We start from the raw sequence: 15,461 nt of genomic DNA on the forward strand, positions 1-15,461 counted from the left end.
CTATGAAGCCTAAAATTCTAAGAACCTACAACAGTGTCTGGAAAGTAGAAAAAGTATTGTATGGGATTCAAGATATCCCTCTGCCGATACCTCTCACGTATCGACAGATAGGATTCTTTGCAGGAGGATTCATTTTAGTTTGGTGCCTAAACCGTATCCCCCCTCTAAGTTTAATTGATTTAGGTTTGATTGAGTACATCTTTTTGCCGGGCTTGTTTTCCTGGTTTTTCACGAAACAATTACTTGATGGTAAAGCGCCGCACCGATTCTTTTTGCGGGTGGCGCAATACCACTTAGATCCGCATTACCGTAATCGCTATAAAGAGATAACCAGCTGCAAAAAGCCTTACAAGTATGCAAGTCCTATAAGTTACCGCGAGTTAAGCTATCACGAAAAGGAAGGTGAAGCTGATGAACATCGAATTTCCGGTTAAATACTTTGAAGACAACCTTGTATTTGCTCAAGATGGATCTTGCTGGGCGTACTATCAGCTTGCTGGATATAATTATGATTTTCTTGCTGATGATGAAAAAGACTATATTTTCACTAAGATAAAAGCCTTCTTTTGGCAAATCAATATGGATACACATATGCTTGTTGTTCCGAATTTTCAATCCATTCAAGAAAAGCATGAGAGATTTAAAAGCAGATTATCTGGACCATTAAAAGAAGCAGCTAAAAAGCATACTGATGATGCAGCCATTCAATTAGAACGGCTGCTCGGAAAGGAAGGGACAGAGTACCGTTTCTATATCGGTGTGAAACTCCCAAAACCCGAGAATACAAAGAAAAATTCGTTTCTGAAGGATTTAAAAGAAGCCTGGCAAGAATTTATTGGTGGTGTCAATGCAGCATCTGGACTTGATACGCCGGATATTATAGAAGGTGAGATTGATCGTTACAGAAAAGCAGAGGGCCGAGTGTATAACAAGGTCCATTCTCGCCTTAAAGCCGAGCCGGTTAATGAAGAATCCATTCAGTGGCTGATTAGGCGCAACTTCTACCGAGGGATTGGAAAGGCGCCTCTTATTAAAAATTGGAGCCCGGCATACACTGTCCATCATAAAGAGTTTGAAGACGGAAACATAACGGTACGTCGCCCCTTATATCATGATGTGCTTCGGTTGACAGAAGGGTTTGTTGACGATTCTCCTAAACGCAGTTTGATCTTAAAGCAGATTCATGAAGGTGATGAAAAAGAAGGGCATGTTGCCTTTTTGACCATTTCAAGTGTTCCTTATGAGATGGAGTTTCCTAATGAGGAATGGATCTATAGTATTCAAAGTCTAGATTTCCCAGTAGAAATCAGCATCCGTACAGAGACCTTAGAAAATCGAAAGGCTTTGTCTGCCGTTCGCAACAAACAAAAGGAGTTAAAGGACCAAGATCGCCATGCCCGAGAGACAGGAAATGATACGGGGCTAAATGTTCTTGAGGGGAGACAGGAAGCTCATGAGTTAGAGGCGCACTTGCAGAAGTCAAGAATGCCTCTTATCAAAACATCCATTATTCTCTCTGTTTCGGCTCAAGATGAAGATGAACTTAAACGCCGTTGCGATACGATTAAAGATCATTATCAAGATATGATGTTTCAGGTCGAGCAGCCCTACGGGGATCAGTGGCTGGCCTTCAATGAATTTCTTCCTGGGGCCAAGCGCTATGTGAAAGATTACATTCATTATATGGAGCCAGCAGCTGTTTCAGGCGGTATGTTTGGAGCGACTAAACAGCTAGGGGATGGGGAAGGTTTCTTTGTTGGAACCACAGGTATTCTCGATCAACCTGTCTATATTATGCCAAACCGCGCGGCTCAAGGAATTAGAGGAACAAAGACTAATGCACTTTCAGCTGCATTCTTAGGTTCATTAGGAGGGGGGAAATCATTTAGCTCCAACTTAATTACCTATCTTTCTGTTCTGTCGGGCGGTAAAGCATTAGTGATTGACCCTAAGGGTGAGCGTGGTAACTGGGGGGATGATCTGTATGATTTATCGGGGCATGTTAACATCATTTCCCTTTCTACTAAGCTAGAAGATAAAGGGCGTTTGGACCCCTTCTCAATACATGAGGACATTAAAGAATCTATTACACTGGCATTGGATATTCTGACATTCCTTACAGGTGTGCGGTTGGATGATTCTCAACGATTCCCTAAACTGACACATGCAGTCCGGACAGTTGCAGAAGCTGAAAAGCCTTCTTTAACAAAGGTTATGAACGAGTTGTTATACAGTGAAGATGAAACAGCGAGGCAGCTAGGAGAGCATATTCGGTCATTTAGCGAATTATCGTTTGCGCAGCTGCTTTTTGGAGATGGGGACCGCCATTCGGCCATCAGCCTTGAGACAGCATTAAATGTACTGCAGATACAAAACTTAGAGCTTCCTGCGCCAGACACTAACCCGGAGAAGTACAGCTTATCTGAAATGCTGTCCGTGGCCATGATGCTTCCTATTTCATCTTTCGCATTAAAATTCATTTACTCAAACCGCAGCGTTTTCAAGGTTGTGCTGTTGGATGAAGCATGGGCCGTTTTAAATACCAGTCAAGGAAGCCATTTGGCTACACGAATGGTCCGGGCAGGGCGTTCGATGAATGCAGGTATATACTTTGTTACTCAGAATGCGAATGACTTATTGGATGAAAAGATGAAAAACAATATTGGTATGAAGTTTGCTTTTCGCAGTACCGATCCGAAAGAAATTGAAAATGTTCTTTCCTTATTAAATCTGAAACATACTGAATATAATGCTTCCACGTTAAGGGAGCTTCAAAATGGGCAATGTCTATTCCAGGACATTACGGGCCGTGTTGGGGTCGTATCTGTTAACGCATTATTCACAGACTTGTTCGATGCCTTTGATACACGACCACCATCTGAAAAACAGGAAGAAGAAAAGTTGAGTCATTATGCTGGGCAGATTGCTCTTGAAAAAGAGGACGATGAGACAGAGACGGAGGTGTTTGTATGAGGAAAGCTTGGTTGCCCGTTGTTTTGTCAATCGTCTTTATTGTTGCCGCAGCTTGCGGCAACAACGGCCAAGGGCCATCTGATATCCCAGTCGAATGGGTTAATGCGGAGGTTCAAAAAGATCAATCTAAAATGCTGAAGCTTCTTAATGAAAAATCTAAAGCTCTTGATCCCGAGGATAAAGCAGATAATGATCTCGTTATAGAAACTTACAAGTTGACCGAATGGAAAGCCAATGATGACCGATATTTTTATGAAGTCATCTATGAACATCCAGAAAAAGGGAGAATGGTTACTGAAAGGATGGAAGTAATCAATACTGATAGTGGTTGGAAAAGGACTTCATATAGTGACCTTCGGAACTTTGAAACATTGATTGGTGACCTTGAGCCTGAAGTGCTGAAGGAGTTGCATAAGTAATGAAAAAAGCATTAAGAGCATTAATTGTTGCTGTCTTTGTGCTTGTATCAGTACAAATACCAGCTTCAGCTGATAGCTTACAAGATAATCTTGTTCCTCAGGACCGTGATACTGGGGCCGTTGGTGAAGTCCAACTTGAGTATAACGAATATCCTCAGCATCATTATGAATTAGACACCTATGTTGATACTGCTGGTGATTGGATGCCTTGGAATTGGGCTGATGGAGCTGGGAAGCAAATTTATATTGCGCTTATGGAAATTGTTAATGCAATTTGGCAGCTAAATGTTTTGTTGGCTAATTTTACAATGGTGATTGTACAAGAAGCTTTCCAATTAGATTTTGTTTCTGATGTAGTTGATGAAGTCGGAACTGCCATACAAAGCATAGCGGGGTTTGGTTCAGGTGGATTTCTGTCCAATGGTATCTGGCCGCTGTTGATTACTTTTATCTTATGCCTAGTAGGAACGTGGGCTACCTATGTAGGAATGGTTAAACGAGAAAGCAGTAGGGCGTGGGGCGGCTTGATCTCTGCGTTAATCATATTTGTTTTCTCTCTAGGATTTTTCTCTAACGCAGGAAAAGTGTTAGGGGGATTAAATGATTGGTCTAGTGAACTTCAAAGTGATATTTTAGGTGTTTCTGCCAGTATTGTTAATCCCGGATCTTCTTATTCTTCAGAGGAAGGAATCGCCACTGTTCGCAATCAAATGTTTGACCTGATGGTTAAGAAGCCTTACATGCTGATGCAATATGGTACAACTTCAGTAGATGAAGGGCGCGTTAATAGCATGCTTAACATTGACCCAATCCTAAATGCTGAAGAGAGAGAGCAACAAGCTAAAGAAGAAGTTGAAAATCAAGAAAATACTATGATGTCGATTGATGGGATTGGTCAGCGTGCAGCCTTTGTTCCGTTATTGTTCATCGGCAATACAATCATAGGTGTTTTCCTTTTAATGATTTCTGGTTCTATTATATTGTTCCAGCTTGTTTTCTTGGCACTAGCGCTTTTTGCGCCAGTCCCACTTTTAATGGCCCTAGTGCCGCGTTGGCAACAGACTGCCGTAGATTGGGCAATGAAATTACTTCATGCGCAGTTGATGAAAATAGCCATTGCCTTGCTTCTCACTATCTTGTTTGGGATTTCCGCCATTCTTTATCGTGCGACAGAATCGTCAGATTTAGGTTACTTAGGGATGATGATCCTTCAAATTATATGTTTTGTAGGTATTTGGGCAAAGCGAAAAGATTTGTTTAGTATGGTGTCTACAGCTGCAAATAATGTTCAAAGTAGCACTGGCCAGACGCTTCAGAGCTATAAGCAAAAATATAATCAGGCCCGGAACAAGATGCGCCAGGGTAAAGACTGGATTGACGGAAAGAATGGACGAGTACACAATCAACCATTGACTAATCGGAATAATGGTCCTAAACCCCAAGGGAAAATTGGACTTGCGGATCGCAAAAATCAGCTGGGTCAAAACAAGGAGCAATTAGCTTCAGCAGCTGCAGGAGCAGCAGCGCTAATGGATCGGGGAGGTTCAGATTTTCAGGAAAGCCAAGAAGGATATAAGAATCAATTGCATAATCGGGCAAATGTTGAAAATGCCCCTAATAGCAATAATCTTATGGAACGTCAAACCGGTTCAGGTACTCCAGAAGGTCAAAGGGAATCAGGGAATACCAATGTAACCAACATTGATGATTTACGCCGCCGCCGTTTAGGGACTGATAATGTATCAAATGCTCCTTTGGTCGATCGGCAGTCATTGAGGGATGCACAACGTGAATCAGCTGCATCTATGGAGCGTCCAAACTACCAGGATGCTGACCTTGTTGAACGTCAACAGTCCGAACGTAATGTTAATCTATTAAATCAGCAGTCTCACCAAGATAAATTAAATCAGCGACAAGAAAATCAGCTTACAGAGCGCAGAGGATTGGAAAATACAACCGAACAAAGGACCTCGCAAGATACCATTAATCGCAATGTCGCCAATAACCAAAATTCAGAGAGAAATGTTCAGGAAACAGTGAACAGAAACCAGGCATCCAATGAAAACTCGGAAAGAACTATTCAGGAGACAGTAAACAGAAATCGAGCATCGAATGAAGGTTCGGAGAGAAACATCCAAGAAACCGTGAATAGAAGTCACTCTTCAAATGAAAATAACAGCAGGACCACCAATGAAGTTACAGAAAGAAATAATAGAGTAACAGAAAACAATGTTACTCAAAGAAATGAAGAAACCACTCGTCAGAACCGCGAGCAGGTAAATGTTAATCGGATAATAGAGAATGCCAGGCAAAATGATAGGCCGATAACCCGTTGGGAGGCTGAGCAACAGATTAATGCTAATCGGAATAGGGAGAATCGAAACGAGGAATAAGGAGGAATCTTATGTTTGGTTGGGATATTCACAACAGTAAATCAGATCGGATCAAACTGTTTTGCTTCATCCTTGTAGTGTTTCTTGTTATCGGTTTTACCGCAAATTTTATATTCCGCAGCTTAGATACAGAAGAAGCCGAAGCAGAGAAAAATGATTCTCGTAATGGCGCGGAATCGGCACATACCGTCGATTCCGTCACTTCAAGTAAAACTGTAGATACAACCGCCATGGATAAGAATGAGTATGATCAAAATGAATATTTTTCTGAAGAAGAATTGGCCAAAACGCAAGAAGTCGGAGTTGCTTTTGTAAAGTCATTTCATGCCTATAATGCAGATGAACCAATGAAATATTTAGAAGATGCAAAGCCTTTTATGACGGATGCTTTATATGAAAAAATGAAAACGAATATGAGAAGGGAGCCTTTAGACCGTTCCTATTTAACTGTCACTGAAACAAAAGTTACGCCTGTTGTTAATTCCAGCAGTTCAGTTGTGCGCTGGAACATCATTGTAAAGGGAAGTGCAAAAGCAACGGATGGCACAAGTACAAATACAGAAGATTGGTATTTGCTTGGTGTTCGTCAGGTCGATGGAGAATGGAAAGTGGAGGATGTGAGAGTAAATGTCCCAAACTAATGATCCAAATGACAACTATGAAACTGATGGGAGTTCTGCCTTAAAAAATGCTGCAAGTGCTGCCGGAAAGGCAGCTGCAAAACAAGCTGGAAAAAAAGTTGCTAAAAAGGCTGCGCAGAAAGTAGGTACAGCTGCAACTTTAAAGTTGGGTTGGCCAGTCATACTAGGAGGAGCCGCCGTTTTGGTCCTAGTGGCAGGTATAATTCTAGCAATGATACTTATCGTTGCTTCAAGTGGGGAAGAATCGAAGCCTGAAGGCGGGGGATTTTGGGGTGGAGATATATCTGAAATTGGTTTGAATGAAATCCCGGCTATATTCATCCCTATCTATATGGCTGCTCAAGAAAAATATGGTGTTCCGTGGAATCTTCTTGCAGCCCATCATCGTGTAGAGACCAGATTTTCAACCATTCAGCCTATGATATCGCCAGTAGGTGCAACGGGTCATATGCAGTTTATGCCTTGCACATGGGTTGGCTGGGGCCATCCGTCTTGTGGTGGATTAGGAAGAGGAAATATACCTCAGTCTGAATTAACCAACCCTTCTGTAATTGCGAAGTATGGGGGCTATGGTGTTGACGGTGACGGAGACGGAAAAGCAGATCCCAATGATCTAGAAGATGCTATATTTGCTGCAGCAAAATATTTGGCTGCAAACGGGGCAGCTGAAGGCCGTATTCGGGAAGCAGTCTTCGCTTATAATCATGCAGATTGGTATGTAGAGGAAGTGTTAGGCTTTGCAGATTCGTATGTTAAAGGGTATATCGCTATTGGTGGCACAGAGGGGCTTAGTGGTGTAGAAGTCGTGGACGTTGGCCGTAAGTGGATAGGAAACTCAGTATATGTATTTGGTGGAGGAAGGAATCAAAGTGACATATCCAGAGGACGCTTTGATTGTTCTAGCTTCGTCCATTGGGCGTTTGCTCAAGTAGGTGTCAACTTAGGTCCGTTATCTTCCACCAGCACTGAAACTTTAAAGCATCTAGGGAAACCTGTTTCTCCGAATGAAATGAAGCCTGGTGACCTAGTATTCTTCGACACTTATAAAAAGGATGGACATGTTGGCATTTATGTCGGTGATGGGAAGTTTATAGGAGCTCAAGATTCTACAGGAGTAGCAATTGCTGATATGACGAATGATTATTGGAAGAATACTTTTAATGGCCGTGTTAGACGTATTTAATGTCATAAGTCAATAAAATAAGAGCGAGGATGGTTGTAGCATGAAAAGTACAGGGGTTGTTAGGAGAACGGATGACCTTGGCCGGATTGTGATTCCAAAAGAGCTTCGTAGAGCCTTAGGTATAAAGGAAAGAGATTCAGTTGAGATTTTTGTTGAGAATGACCTGATTATTCTGAAGAAATTTAAAGATGAAATGGCTTGGGCGGTTACAGACAGATACAAACTATTAAGTCCTGATGGAATCAAAATATTAATGAAAGAACGGAGACCTGGCTTATGGCAGTTTTTTCTTGAAGAAAAAAAGCTCCTAAGTAAATACTGAGCATCTATTGCCTAATGTTATTTTGCTGAGGTTACAGTAAGTAGAGTATCTTCAAACTTTATTACTTTTTATGTAATAAATGTAAAAATATACAGAAAACCAGAAGGGATTTTCTAATATTTGTCTATCATATTATTATCAAATCAAATTCTAGGAGTTGTATATTATGAAAAAATTTATTTTTGCAATACCATTAGTATTTACATTAGGGTTTGGAGGAATTGCTCAAGCAGCTATGTTAGATGATGATACACAGAAAATTTACATTAACGGCTCAAGTACTGACTATGGTACAGGTACATCTCGCATATCTGATATGACAAATGGAACAATTCTTGCCTTAGGAACAACCACTTATATTGGAGCAAGCTCTGTTTATGTTAAAGTAGAAGCCGGTGTTGATGGTTCATATGCACAACCTGTAATTAAAAGTTCTTCTTCTGATAGTGTTGGAGGATCAGTAAATTTAGGACCTAAAAAAACCTCTAGTAACTTTCATGTCTACTCGACTCATAAAATATATAAGAATGGTTCTCTTGTTGGGTCTACTAGTACCAAGGCTAACTGGTAAGTGAAAATGTGCGTTGTTAAGGAGTTTCTGGGGAAACTCCTTTTTTTTAGGAGATGATTAACAGTATGAACAATAAAGTTATAAAATTTTCCGTCATTATCAGTGTCTTTTTAGTTATTTTTTTAATCTCAATAGTTACTCCTCGGAATGTAGAAACAGATGTAGTAGAGGATAAGAGCTACGGGTTTGGTTTGAGCTTAGTGGATGAAACATCTACTGATGAAAATCAAATTATTTATAAACTAAAAGGTGGCCAATCAACGTTCTCCCCTACAGTTTCTGTAAGTAATAATTTCAACAAGCCTTACACATATAGGATATTTACATTTCTAGATTATATGCAGAAAAATGTAAAATATAATAATCAGCAAGTTAGCAATATCGATATAAGCCTAGATAAGCATGAAAGTAAAGAAATTACTTTTGATTTGAATATACCAGAAGGGGCTAATGATTTATTAGTTATTTGTGTTAGAGATCCTAATAACATATTGGATAAAGAACAATATATTTCCTCTGGGAATGTTTATTTAGCTAGAAGAGCAGTTATATTAAACGGCGAGGATAAAAATATAAATAAAATAGGGTTTTCAACAGTGAATCCTTATTTAAAAACTAACTCTTCCGAAGTGATTACTGCTCCTTTTGTTACACAGATTGATGAACAAGGAAAGGAATTTTCATTATCAAGGATTCCTCAAAGCTTTGTAGGGGAAATCCAACTGAATTTTGAGAGTCTACAGGATAATAAGTATGCTTTATTTTCAATACTGGGAGAACAAGCAATTAAATTGGATCGTCCATTTATAAAGGCGAAGGATAATGGGAAATTTAAATTGGACTTGCTTTCTTTACCGTATTCAGGTGAAGAAATAAATAATAATATTATCATCGGGGTAGTCGATAATCCATTCACACTCGATAAAAATGAACTTATTCAACAAAAAGTAGAATTTATAAATATTATTTCTTTAGTTAAATAAAGAGAAGTCGTTTTTCAGCTACCTTTGAAAAACTTCTTCCGATTGAATTGAACTTAAAAATGCTCCACATAGAAAGCAAGAAGTTACTGTGCTTTCTATGTGGAGTGTTTTACTTTTTGGTTTTAGTATGGCTGCCGCTTACTAATATCTTTTTGGATTTTGAATCATAGATTGCATACTTAAAAAGAAATTGTTTGTCTAATTCCTTCCAACTAGCATAGAAGTATATATTAGTTTCTGGGTTTATATTAGGATTCCTGTAAGTGCTTTCAGAAATAGAATTCAAAATCCCTTCCTCTTTTAGCAATTGCTTTAGATCCTGATATTTAATTGATGTTCTGATGTTTCCTGTGGCATTTTTAAATTCTTGATAATTACTTGAATGAATCGTTTTTAAGAATTCATTCAATTCATCTTTGTTGCTTGCTAATGCTTCAAAAGATAAGGGAGAAATGCCAAGTAATAAGATTATTGTCAGCATGGGAATAACTTTTTTCATATAATTCACTCCTTTTTTATTTAGGATATATAGCATTGGGACAAAATATACCTTGTAAGAAATTCTTATTGGCGATTTATCTAATTAAATATCGTAAAAAAATAAACAATTTTATGTTTGAACTTTTTAAAAAATGTCATGGTAAACATAGGATTATTGGGATAATAGAAGCCAAAGTTCCATAACTCAAAGGTTTTGGATATGTATTTGATATATAAATTTGGAGTACTTAAACTAAAGGGCAGTTTAGTTGAAGAAGGAATGTCCTTATTAAGGGGGGAATTTAAAATGCGAAAGAAACTGTTGCTGCTAGGAGGGTCTTGTTTCTGATGCTTATAATATCTATTCTTGGACCTGTATAACGAGTTAAATGAAGAAAAGGCTCTTCAACAATTTATTTCACAAGATAAAACCTTTCAAGGGCTTGAAGTTATTGAGTTGGACTACCGCGGTTCAGATACTTATTTTATTCAGGCTAAAGATGGCGATGTAACGAAAATTTTATAGTTATGAACTATCATTCTTGGTTATGAACGGGCATTGGAAGGTATTTGAACAAACATCAACTGGCAACAATTATTGATAGTACCTATTGTTATTAAGTTAACAAGTGCCGGTGTTTATGATTACCCGAAAAAATAGGGGGCTTTTTTATTCCATGAAAGGGGAAACTTCTTTTATTGAAGGAGGAGAGTGCAACAAGAGAAAATTGGTAAGATTTATAAGACATGAAGTACACGAATAGAGAAAGCCAGGGCACACGCCTAGCTCTGTGATATTTTCTAAATTCGTTTGTTAGATTCAACAGAAACTATTATTAGATGGCAGGAAGTAGCGCTAACCCAACACCTATCTACATAATAGTCAAAAGTTTTCCTTGGTAATTCTGGAACATGGACATTCTCCTTTATCATGTTATTCTTATGTTTACCAAAGATTGGACAAATATGTGCTTACTGATCAGTTCAGTAAAAGTGTCCTAAGGAGAAATGGTTCAAGACAGCTGTAAATTTGTACATCTTTAATTAATAATGATTTGAACAGCCTGACATATCCTCCCTTACAGTCTGTGGGTCATAGTTATCCCGAGGTTTGGGTGCCTTTTCAAGTACCATCCACTTATCCCTTTTGAACTGAATCAACAAGACAATGGCTCTCAGTCCAATGTCAATGCCAATGGCAATCCACACACCTGCCAAGCCCCAGTCGAGCATGATAGCGAGCACATAGACCAATACGGTTCGGACCCCCCACATGCCAATGGCTGTAATATACATGGGGAACTTTGTGTTATTTGCCCCTTGGAAAGCTCCAGTCATGACTAAGAGGATCGCCAGCAGGGGCTGAAACACACCTGAAATTTTGAGCGCGGTATCAATATCTGAAATGACCGCCTGTTCTTCTGTGAATAATCTGCCTGTCCATTCCCCAAGGAAAAACAAAAGGATACCGAGAATGGTCATTGATATGAAAGCAAAATATGTAGACAGTTTTGCATATGTTTTAGCTTCTTCATATCTTCCGGCTCCGACCTGTTGCCCGACTAGAATGGTTGCCGCTGTTGCAAAACCATAACCAATCATGTAAGAAAACACCTCAATATTACCTGCTATCTGATGGGCTGCGAAAGATTTGGTTCCCAGAGCCACAATAAACCCAAAGTAAACGATCTGACCTGCACGCATTAATAATCTTTCGCCGGCTGCCGGAGCGCCCAGTGTAGAGAGTTCTTTCAAATGGGTCATATCAGGCTTCCAATAGTCTTTACGAAACTTAAGCACTTTTTCGCGATTGATATAATAGACAAGGAACAGACTACCAACAATTCTGGAAAAGACTGTAGCGATGGCGGCACCTACGATGCCCATTTCTGGTATGAACAAAAACCCAAAAATCAAAATATAGTCAAGAACTCCGTTTACGATATTGATCACAACACTAACAATCATCGGGGATCTAGTATTACCGGCTCCTCTTAAGATTGCACTCATTGCAAACATAAGTGACATGAATACAGACGGAATCCCGACAATTCTAAAATATAAAGCCCCAAGCTCTAAAACTTCCTCTTCAATCCCCATCAATCTTAATAGCGGTTCGGCAAATATTAAGGTTAAGAGTCCTGTAATCAAGCCAAAAACGATGGAAAGGACGATCGATTGCTGGGAGATATGACGCGCTTTTTCGGGAAAACCTGCTCCCATAAAGTTTGCAATCCGTACATTTGCCGCTATGCCAATTGCCATAAATAAGGCAAAGTAAATGGCAAGAATGGCATTAGTCACACCAACTGCAGATACAGCAGCCAGGCTAATTTTTGAAACAAAATAAGTATCAACAAACCCAAGAATGGTTTGAAAGAAATTTTCAATAACGGCAGGAATAGCAAGAATGATAATCAACTTTAACCTGGCTTTGTTGGTTTCGGCTGCCATTACTTTGCTCGGTTCAATTCGTTGTTTCAAGATCACATCTCCTATCCTAGGGTTTGATCAATTTCATAGAATAAAAGCACACGGAAAGTGTGCTTTTATAGGGATTTATTTGGAACTTCCACGACAAAGGGGACGGTATGCAATTCCCCTTTATGTTTAAATTGCCCCCAAATTTTATAAATAACCGACTCTGGAAATGAAGTCATATAAGGGGTAGCGTCAGGAAAATGCGGATTTACAACGCTAAGCACATTTTCGAGACGATTCCCCCATTTTTAACAACGTTAAGAAAATTTCAATGGTCTTAAAGAATCTAACGAGACCATTTTCTCGGAATTAAAATGGTATTCTCCTAGCAAATTAATATGTTCCCAACCTAGAGGCGACATATGGTGCAATAATTCTTCATTAAAACTACTAGCCTGTTTTTGATATTCAACTGCTTTTGTTAGGTGTAAGGTATTCCATATACTGATGGCATTAATGATTATGTTTAAGGCACTGGCCCTTTGCAATTGATGTTGTATAGTCCGTTCCCTAAGCTCACCTTGTTTTCCGAAGAAAATAGCTCTTGCTAATCCATTCATGGCTTCTCCTTTATTCAATCCTCTTTGTATTTTTCTTCTTAATGATTCATCCGATATATAATTCAAAATAAAGATCGTTTTTTCTATTCGGCCCATCTCACGTAAGGCCGAAGCCAAGCTGTTTTGTCTTGAATAGGAACCTAGTTTCCCCATAATAAGGGATGCTGAAACTGTTCCCTCTCTTATAGAATGAGCTAATCGCAAAACATCCTCATAATTTTCTTTAATGACCTTTGTATTTATTTGTCCACGTAAAATGGCTTCTAATTTTGGATATTCACTTGCTTTATCTATTGTAAATAATTTTGAGTCTGATAAATCTCTTATTCTAGGAGCAAATTTAAATCCTAATAAATGAGTCAGTCCGAATATTTGGTCTGTGTAACCGGCCGTGTCTGTATAATGCTCTTCTATATTTAGATCCGTCTCATGGTGCAACAATCCATCCAAAACATGAATCGCATCCCTTGAATTTGTATGAATAATCTTTGTGTAGTAAGAAGAGAATTGATCACTAGTAAAACGGTAGATGGTGGCTCCTTTTCCAGTCCCGTAATGTGGGTTTGCATCTGCATGAAGTGATGAAACACCTAGCTGCATTCTCATACCATCTGACGAGGATGTTGTACCGTCGCCCCAATTGGAGGACAACTGTAATTTATGATGGAAATTTACTAATATGGCTTGGGCTTTATTCATTGCATCTTCATACATACGCCATTGAGATACATTGGCTAGTTGCTTATATGTAAGTCCGGGTGTGGCCTCGGCCATCTTGCTCAAGCCAATATTCATACCCATTCCTAAAAGGGCAGCCATGATAATGATTGTTTCTTCCTTATCTGGTTTTCGATTATTGGAAGCATGAGTGAATTGCTCATGAAATCCTGTTATATGAGCCACATCCATGAGTAAATCAGTTAATTTTATTCTTGGTAGTATCTGATAGAGGCTTGCGCTAAATTTTTTTGCTTCTTCTGGAACATCTTTTTCTAAGCGTGCAAGTGACAGTTTTCCTTTTTCAAGAGAAACTCCATCTAGCTTGTTGAAATTGGCAGCTAACCACTTTAACCTTTCATTAAGGCTTCTAGTTCTCTCTGTTATATAATCTTCAAATGATAAACTAACTGATAATCTCGTATTCCCCTTCGATTGATTCCATGTATCTTCCGAAAACAAATATTCCTCAAAATCCCTATATTGTCTGCTGCCCACAATGGAAACATCTCCTGCCCGAACATGCTCCCGAAGTTCTGTTAAAACAGCCATTTCATAGTAATGACGATTAATTGTTGTACCATCATCCTCGTATAAATGCTTTTTCCATCGTTTTGAAATAAAATCCACAGGTGAGTCGTCAGGCACTTTTCGCTTTCCGGATTCGTTCATTCCTCGGATAATCTCAACAGCCTGTAAAAGTGGCTCATTTGCTTTTGTAGAATGAAATTCCAATACTCTTAATAGCGTTGGCGTATATTTTCTTAGTGAATAAAACCGTTTTTGCAGTAAGTCCAAATAATCATAGTCGGCAGGACGTGCAAGCTCCTGAGCCTCTTCTACTGAAGAGACAAAGGTATTCCATTCAATAACCGATTCTAAAACCTTAAAAACATCTAATTTTTCCTCTTTTGCTTTAATTAATGCTTGTCCGATGTTCGTAAAGTGTATAACTTTCTCATTTAGCTTTTTACCATTTTGTTTCTGGATTTCCTCTTGAGCCTTACGACCTTTTGATAACAAACTAAGTATTTGCCTATCATGAATTTCAAACGCTTTATCCGTTAGCTCCTGAGTAAGTTGTAATAAATAGACGGTTAATATCGAATAACGTTTATTTTCTTGAAAGTCACGGAATGCATACGGCTCGTATCTTGAACCTAAGCGAGACAGCTGCAACAGGCGGTTGCGGTGCAAATGACTAATTTGTACCGTTTCCAATTCCATTCCTCGTATATATTCGAGTCGTTCTATTACTTTTAGAAATGTTTCGGGTGAAGGATGACCCGGTGGTTCCTTTAACCAACCCAATATCGTTTTATTAGATTCAGATGGATGCTGCGAAGTAATAATCTCTTCAAGCTTTTCTTTTTGCTCATTTGTAAGAGATTTACTAACTGTATTAAATAGCTTCTTTTCAGCCATCGCCCTTGCTTCCCACACCATTCTTTCAAGTGTAGTGATAGCAGGCAGTATAATTTTGTTTTTTCTTAGAAAATCTATGCATTCATGCAGTAGATGAATGGGATCACCATTTTCCAAAGCTAATTGATGAAGGTACTTAAATGTCATTCGATATTCACTCAGGGTAAAAGTTACAAAGTCGTATTCACTTCGAATTTCTTTCAAATGATCCCAAAGTGTATTTTCCCTTTGAGGATAATGACCAAGCGAGGATGGACTAGCACCAATCTGTTTCGATATATATTGTATGACCGAATCTGGGATGCTTTTGATA

12 protein-coding genes are annotated in these 15,461 nt (G+C 38.9%); 9 read left to right on the plus strand and 3 right to left on the minus strand.

Annotated elements, in window-relative coordinates; translation table 11 throughout:
• Window positions 1–2 precede the first annotated feature (2 nt).
• From Q9R36_RS24315 to Q9R36_RS24355, 9 genes are all read left to right on the plus strand, one after another.
• The gene (locus Q9R36_RS24315) at window positions 3–434 is read left to right on the plus strand and encodes a conjugal transfer protein (protein ID WP_311226047.1); all 432 of its coding nucleotides are present in this window, start codon (window positions 3–5) and stop codon (window positions 432–434) included.
• A complete protein-coding gene (locus Q9R36_RS24320; protein WP_311226048.1) occupies window positions 412–2,973 on the plus strand; it encodes an ATP-binding protein in 2,562 nt (853 codons plus the stop codon). Before Q9R36_RS24315 ends, Q9R36_RS24320 begins: the two co-directional genes overlap by 23 nt.
• Window positions 2,970–3,392 carry a hypothetical protein gene (locus Q9R36_RS24325; RefSeq protein WP_311226049.1) on the plus strand — a complete coding sequence of 141 codons (423 nt, stop codon included), beginning with the start codon at window positions 2,970–2,972 and terminating at the stop codon, window positions 3,390–3,392. The genes Q9R36_RS24320 and Q9R36_RS24325 overlap by 4 nt, the downstream gene beginning before the upstream one ends.
• Entirely contained in the window at window positions 3,392–5,785 is a 2,394-nt protein-coding gene (locus tag Q9R36_RS24330; protein ID WP_311226050.1) for a CD3337/EF1877 family mobilome membrane protein, read from the plus strand. The genes Q9R36_RS24325 and Q9R36_RS24330 overlap by 1 nt, the downstream gene beginning before the upstream one ends.
• 11 nt (window positions 5,786–5,796) lie before the next feature.
• Window positions 5,797–6,426, plus strand: a complete 630-nt coding sequence (locus tag Q9R36_RS24335) for a hypothetical protein (RefSeq protein WP_311226051.1) — start codon at window positions 5,797–5,799, stop codon at window positions 6,424–6,426.
• Window positions 6,413–7,609 (plus strand): C40 family peptidase, encoded by a 1,197-nt coding sequence (locus Q9R36_RS24340; RefSeq protein ID WP_311226052.1) that lies wholly within the window; start codon window positions 6,413–6,415, stop codon window positions 7,607–7,609. The genes Q9R36_RS24335 and Q9R36_RS24340 overlap by 14 nt, the downstream gene beginning before the upstream one ends.
• 40 nt (window positions 7,610–7,649) lie before the next feature.
• Window positions 7,650–7,931, plus strand: a complete 282-nt coding sequence (locus Q9R36_RS24345) for an AbrB/MazE/SpoVT family DNA-binding domain-containing protein (protein WP_311226053.1) — start codon at window positions 7,650–7,652, stop codon at window positions 7,929–7,931.
• Between the two features lie 166 nt (window positions 7,932–8,097).
• Window positions 8,098–8,502, plus strand: coding sequence for a hypothetical protein (locus Q9R36_RS24350; RefSeq protein WP_311226054.1), 405 nt, complete (start codon window positions 8,098–8,100; stop codon window positions 8,500–8,502).
• Between the two features lie 65 nt (window positions 8,503–8,567).
• Window positions 8,568–9,485, plus strand: a complete 918-nt coding sequence (locus Q9R36_RS24355) for a hypothetical protein (protein ID WP_311226055.1) — start codon at window positions 8,568–8,570, stop codon at window positions 9,483–9,485.
• 109 nt (window positions 9,486–9,594) lie between these two features.
• Here Q9R36_RS24355 and Q9R36_RS24360 read toward each other — a convergent pair whose 3' ends face one another.
• From Q9R36_RS24360 to Q9R36_RS24370, 3 genes are all read right to left on the minus strand, one after another.
• On the minus strand, window positions 9,595–9,984 hold the full coding sequence (locus Q9R36_RS24360) for a hypothetical protein (protein WP_311226056.1): 390 nt from the start codon (window positions 9,982–9,984) through the stop codon (window positions 9,595–9,597).
• Between the two features lie 1,025 nt (window positions 9,985–11,009).
• Entirely contained in the window at window positions 11,010–12,419 is a 1,410-nt protein-coding gene (locus Q9R36_RS24365) for an MATE family efflux transporter (protein ID WP_396137137.1), read from the minus strand.
• Window positions 12,420–12,703: 284 nt separating this feature from the next.
• On the minus strand, window positions 12,704–15,461 hold a 2,758-nt coding region (locus Q9R36_RS24370; protein ID WP_311226058.1), incomplete at its 5' end, for a Tn3 family transposase.

Source organism: Bacillus sp. AG4(2022), from assembly GCF_031844465.1.
In the GTDB taxonomy this organism is placed as follows: Bacteria; Bacillota; Bacilli; order Bacillales; family Cytobacillaceae; genus Bacillus_AB; species Bacillus_AB infantis.

What these genes read in the sequence shown, in the direction of transcription:
- Q9R36_RS24365 (WP_396137137.1), bottom strand. Translation starts at nt 12,419, where the DNA reads ATGGCAGCCGAAACCAACAAAGCCAGGTTAAAGTTGATTATCATTCTT.
- Q9R36_RS24320 (WP_311226048.1), top strand. Translation starts at nt 412, where the DNA reads ATGAACATCGAATTTCCGGTTAAATACTTTGAAGACAACCTTGTATTT.
- Q9R36_RS24345 (WP_311226053.1), top strand. Translation starts at nt 7,650, where the DNA reads ATGAAAAGTACAGGGGTTGTTAGGAGAACGGATGACCTTGGCCGGATT.
- Q9R36_RS24315 (WP_311226047.1), top strand. Translation starts at nt 3, where the DNA reads ATGAAGCCTAAAATTCTAAGAACCTACAACAGTGTCTGGAAAGTAGAA.
- Q9R36_RS24340 (WP_311226052.1), top strand. Translation starts at nt 6,413, where the DNA reads ATGTCCCAAACTAATGATCCAAATGACAACTATGAAACTGATGGGAGT.
- Q9R36_RS24360 (WP_311226056.1), bottom strand. Translation starts at nt 9,984, where the DNA reads ATGAAAAAAGTTATTCCCATGCTGACAATAATCTTATTACTTGGCATT.
- Q9R36_RS24330 (WP_311226050.1), top strand. Translation starts at nt 3,392, where the DNA reads ATGAAAAAAGCATTAAGAGCATTAATTGTTGCTGTCTTTGTGCTTGTA.
- Q9R36_RS24335 (WP_311226051.1), top strand. Translation starts at nt 5,797, where the DNA reads ATGTTTGGTTGGGATATTCACAACAGTAAATCAGATCGGATCAAACTG.
- Q9R36_RS24355 (WP_311226055.1), top strand. Translation starts at nt 8,568, where the DNA reads ATGAACAATAAAGTTATAAAATTTTCCGTCATTATCAGTGTCTTTTTA.
- Q9R36_RS24325 (WP_311226049.1), top strand. Translation starts at nt 2,970, where the DNA reads ATGAGGAAAGCTTGGTTGCCCGTTGTTTTGTCAATCGTCTTTATTGTT.
- Q9R36_RS24350 (WP_311226054.1), top strand. Translation starts at nt 8,098, where the DNA reads ATGAAAAAATTTATTTTTGCAATACCATTAGTATTTACATTAGGGTTT.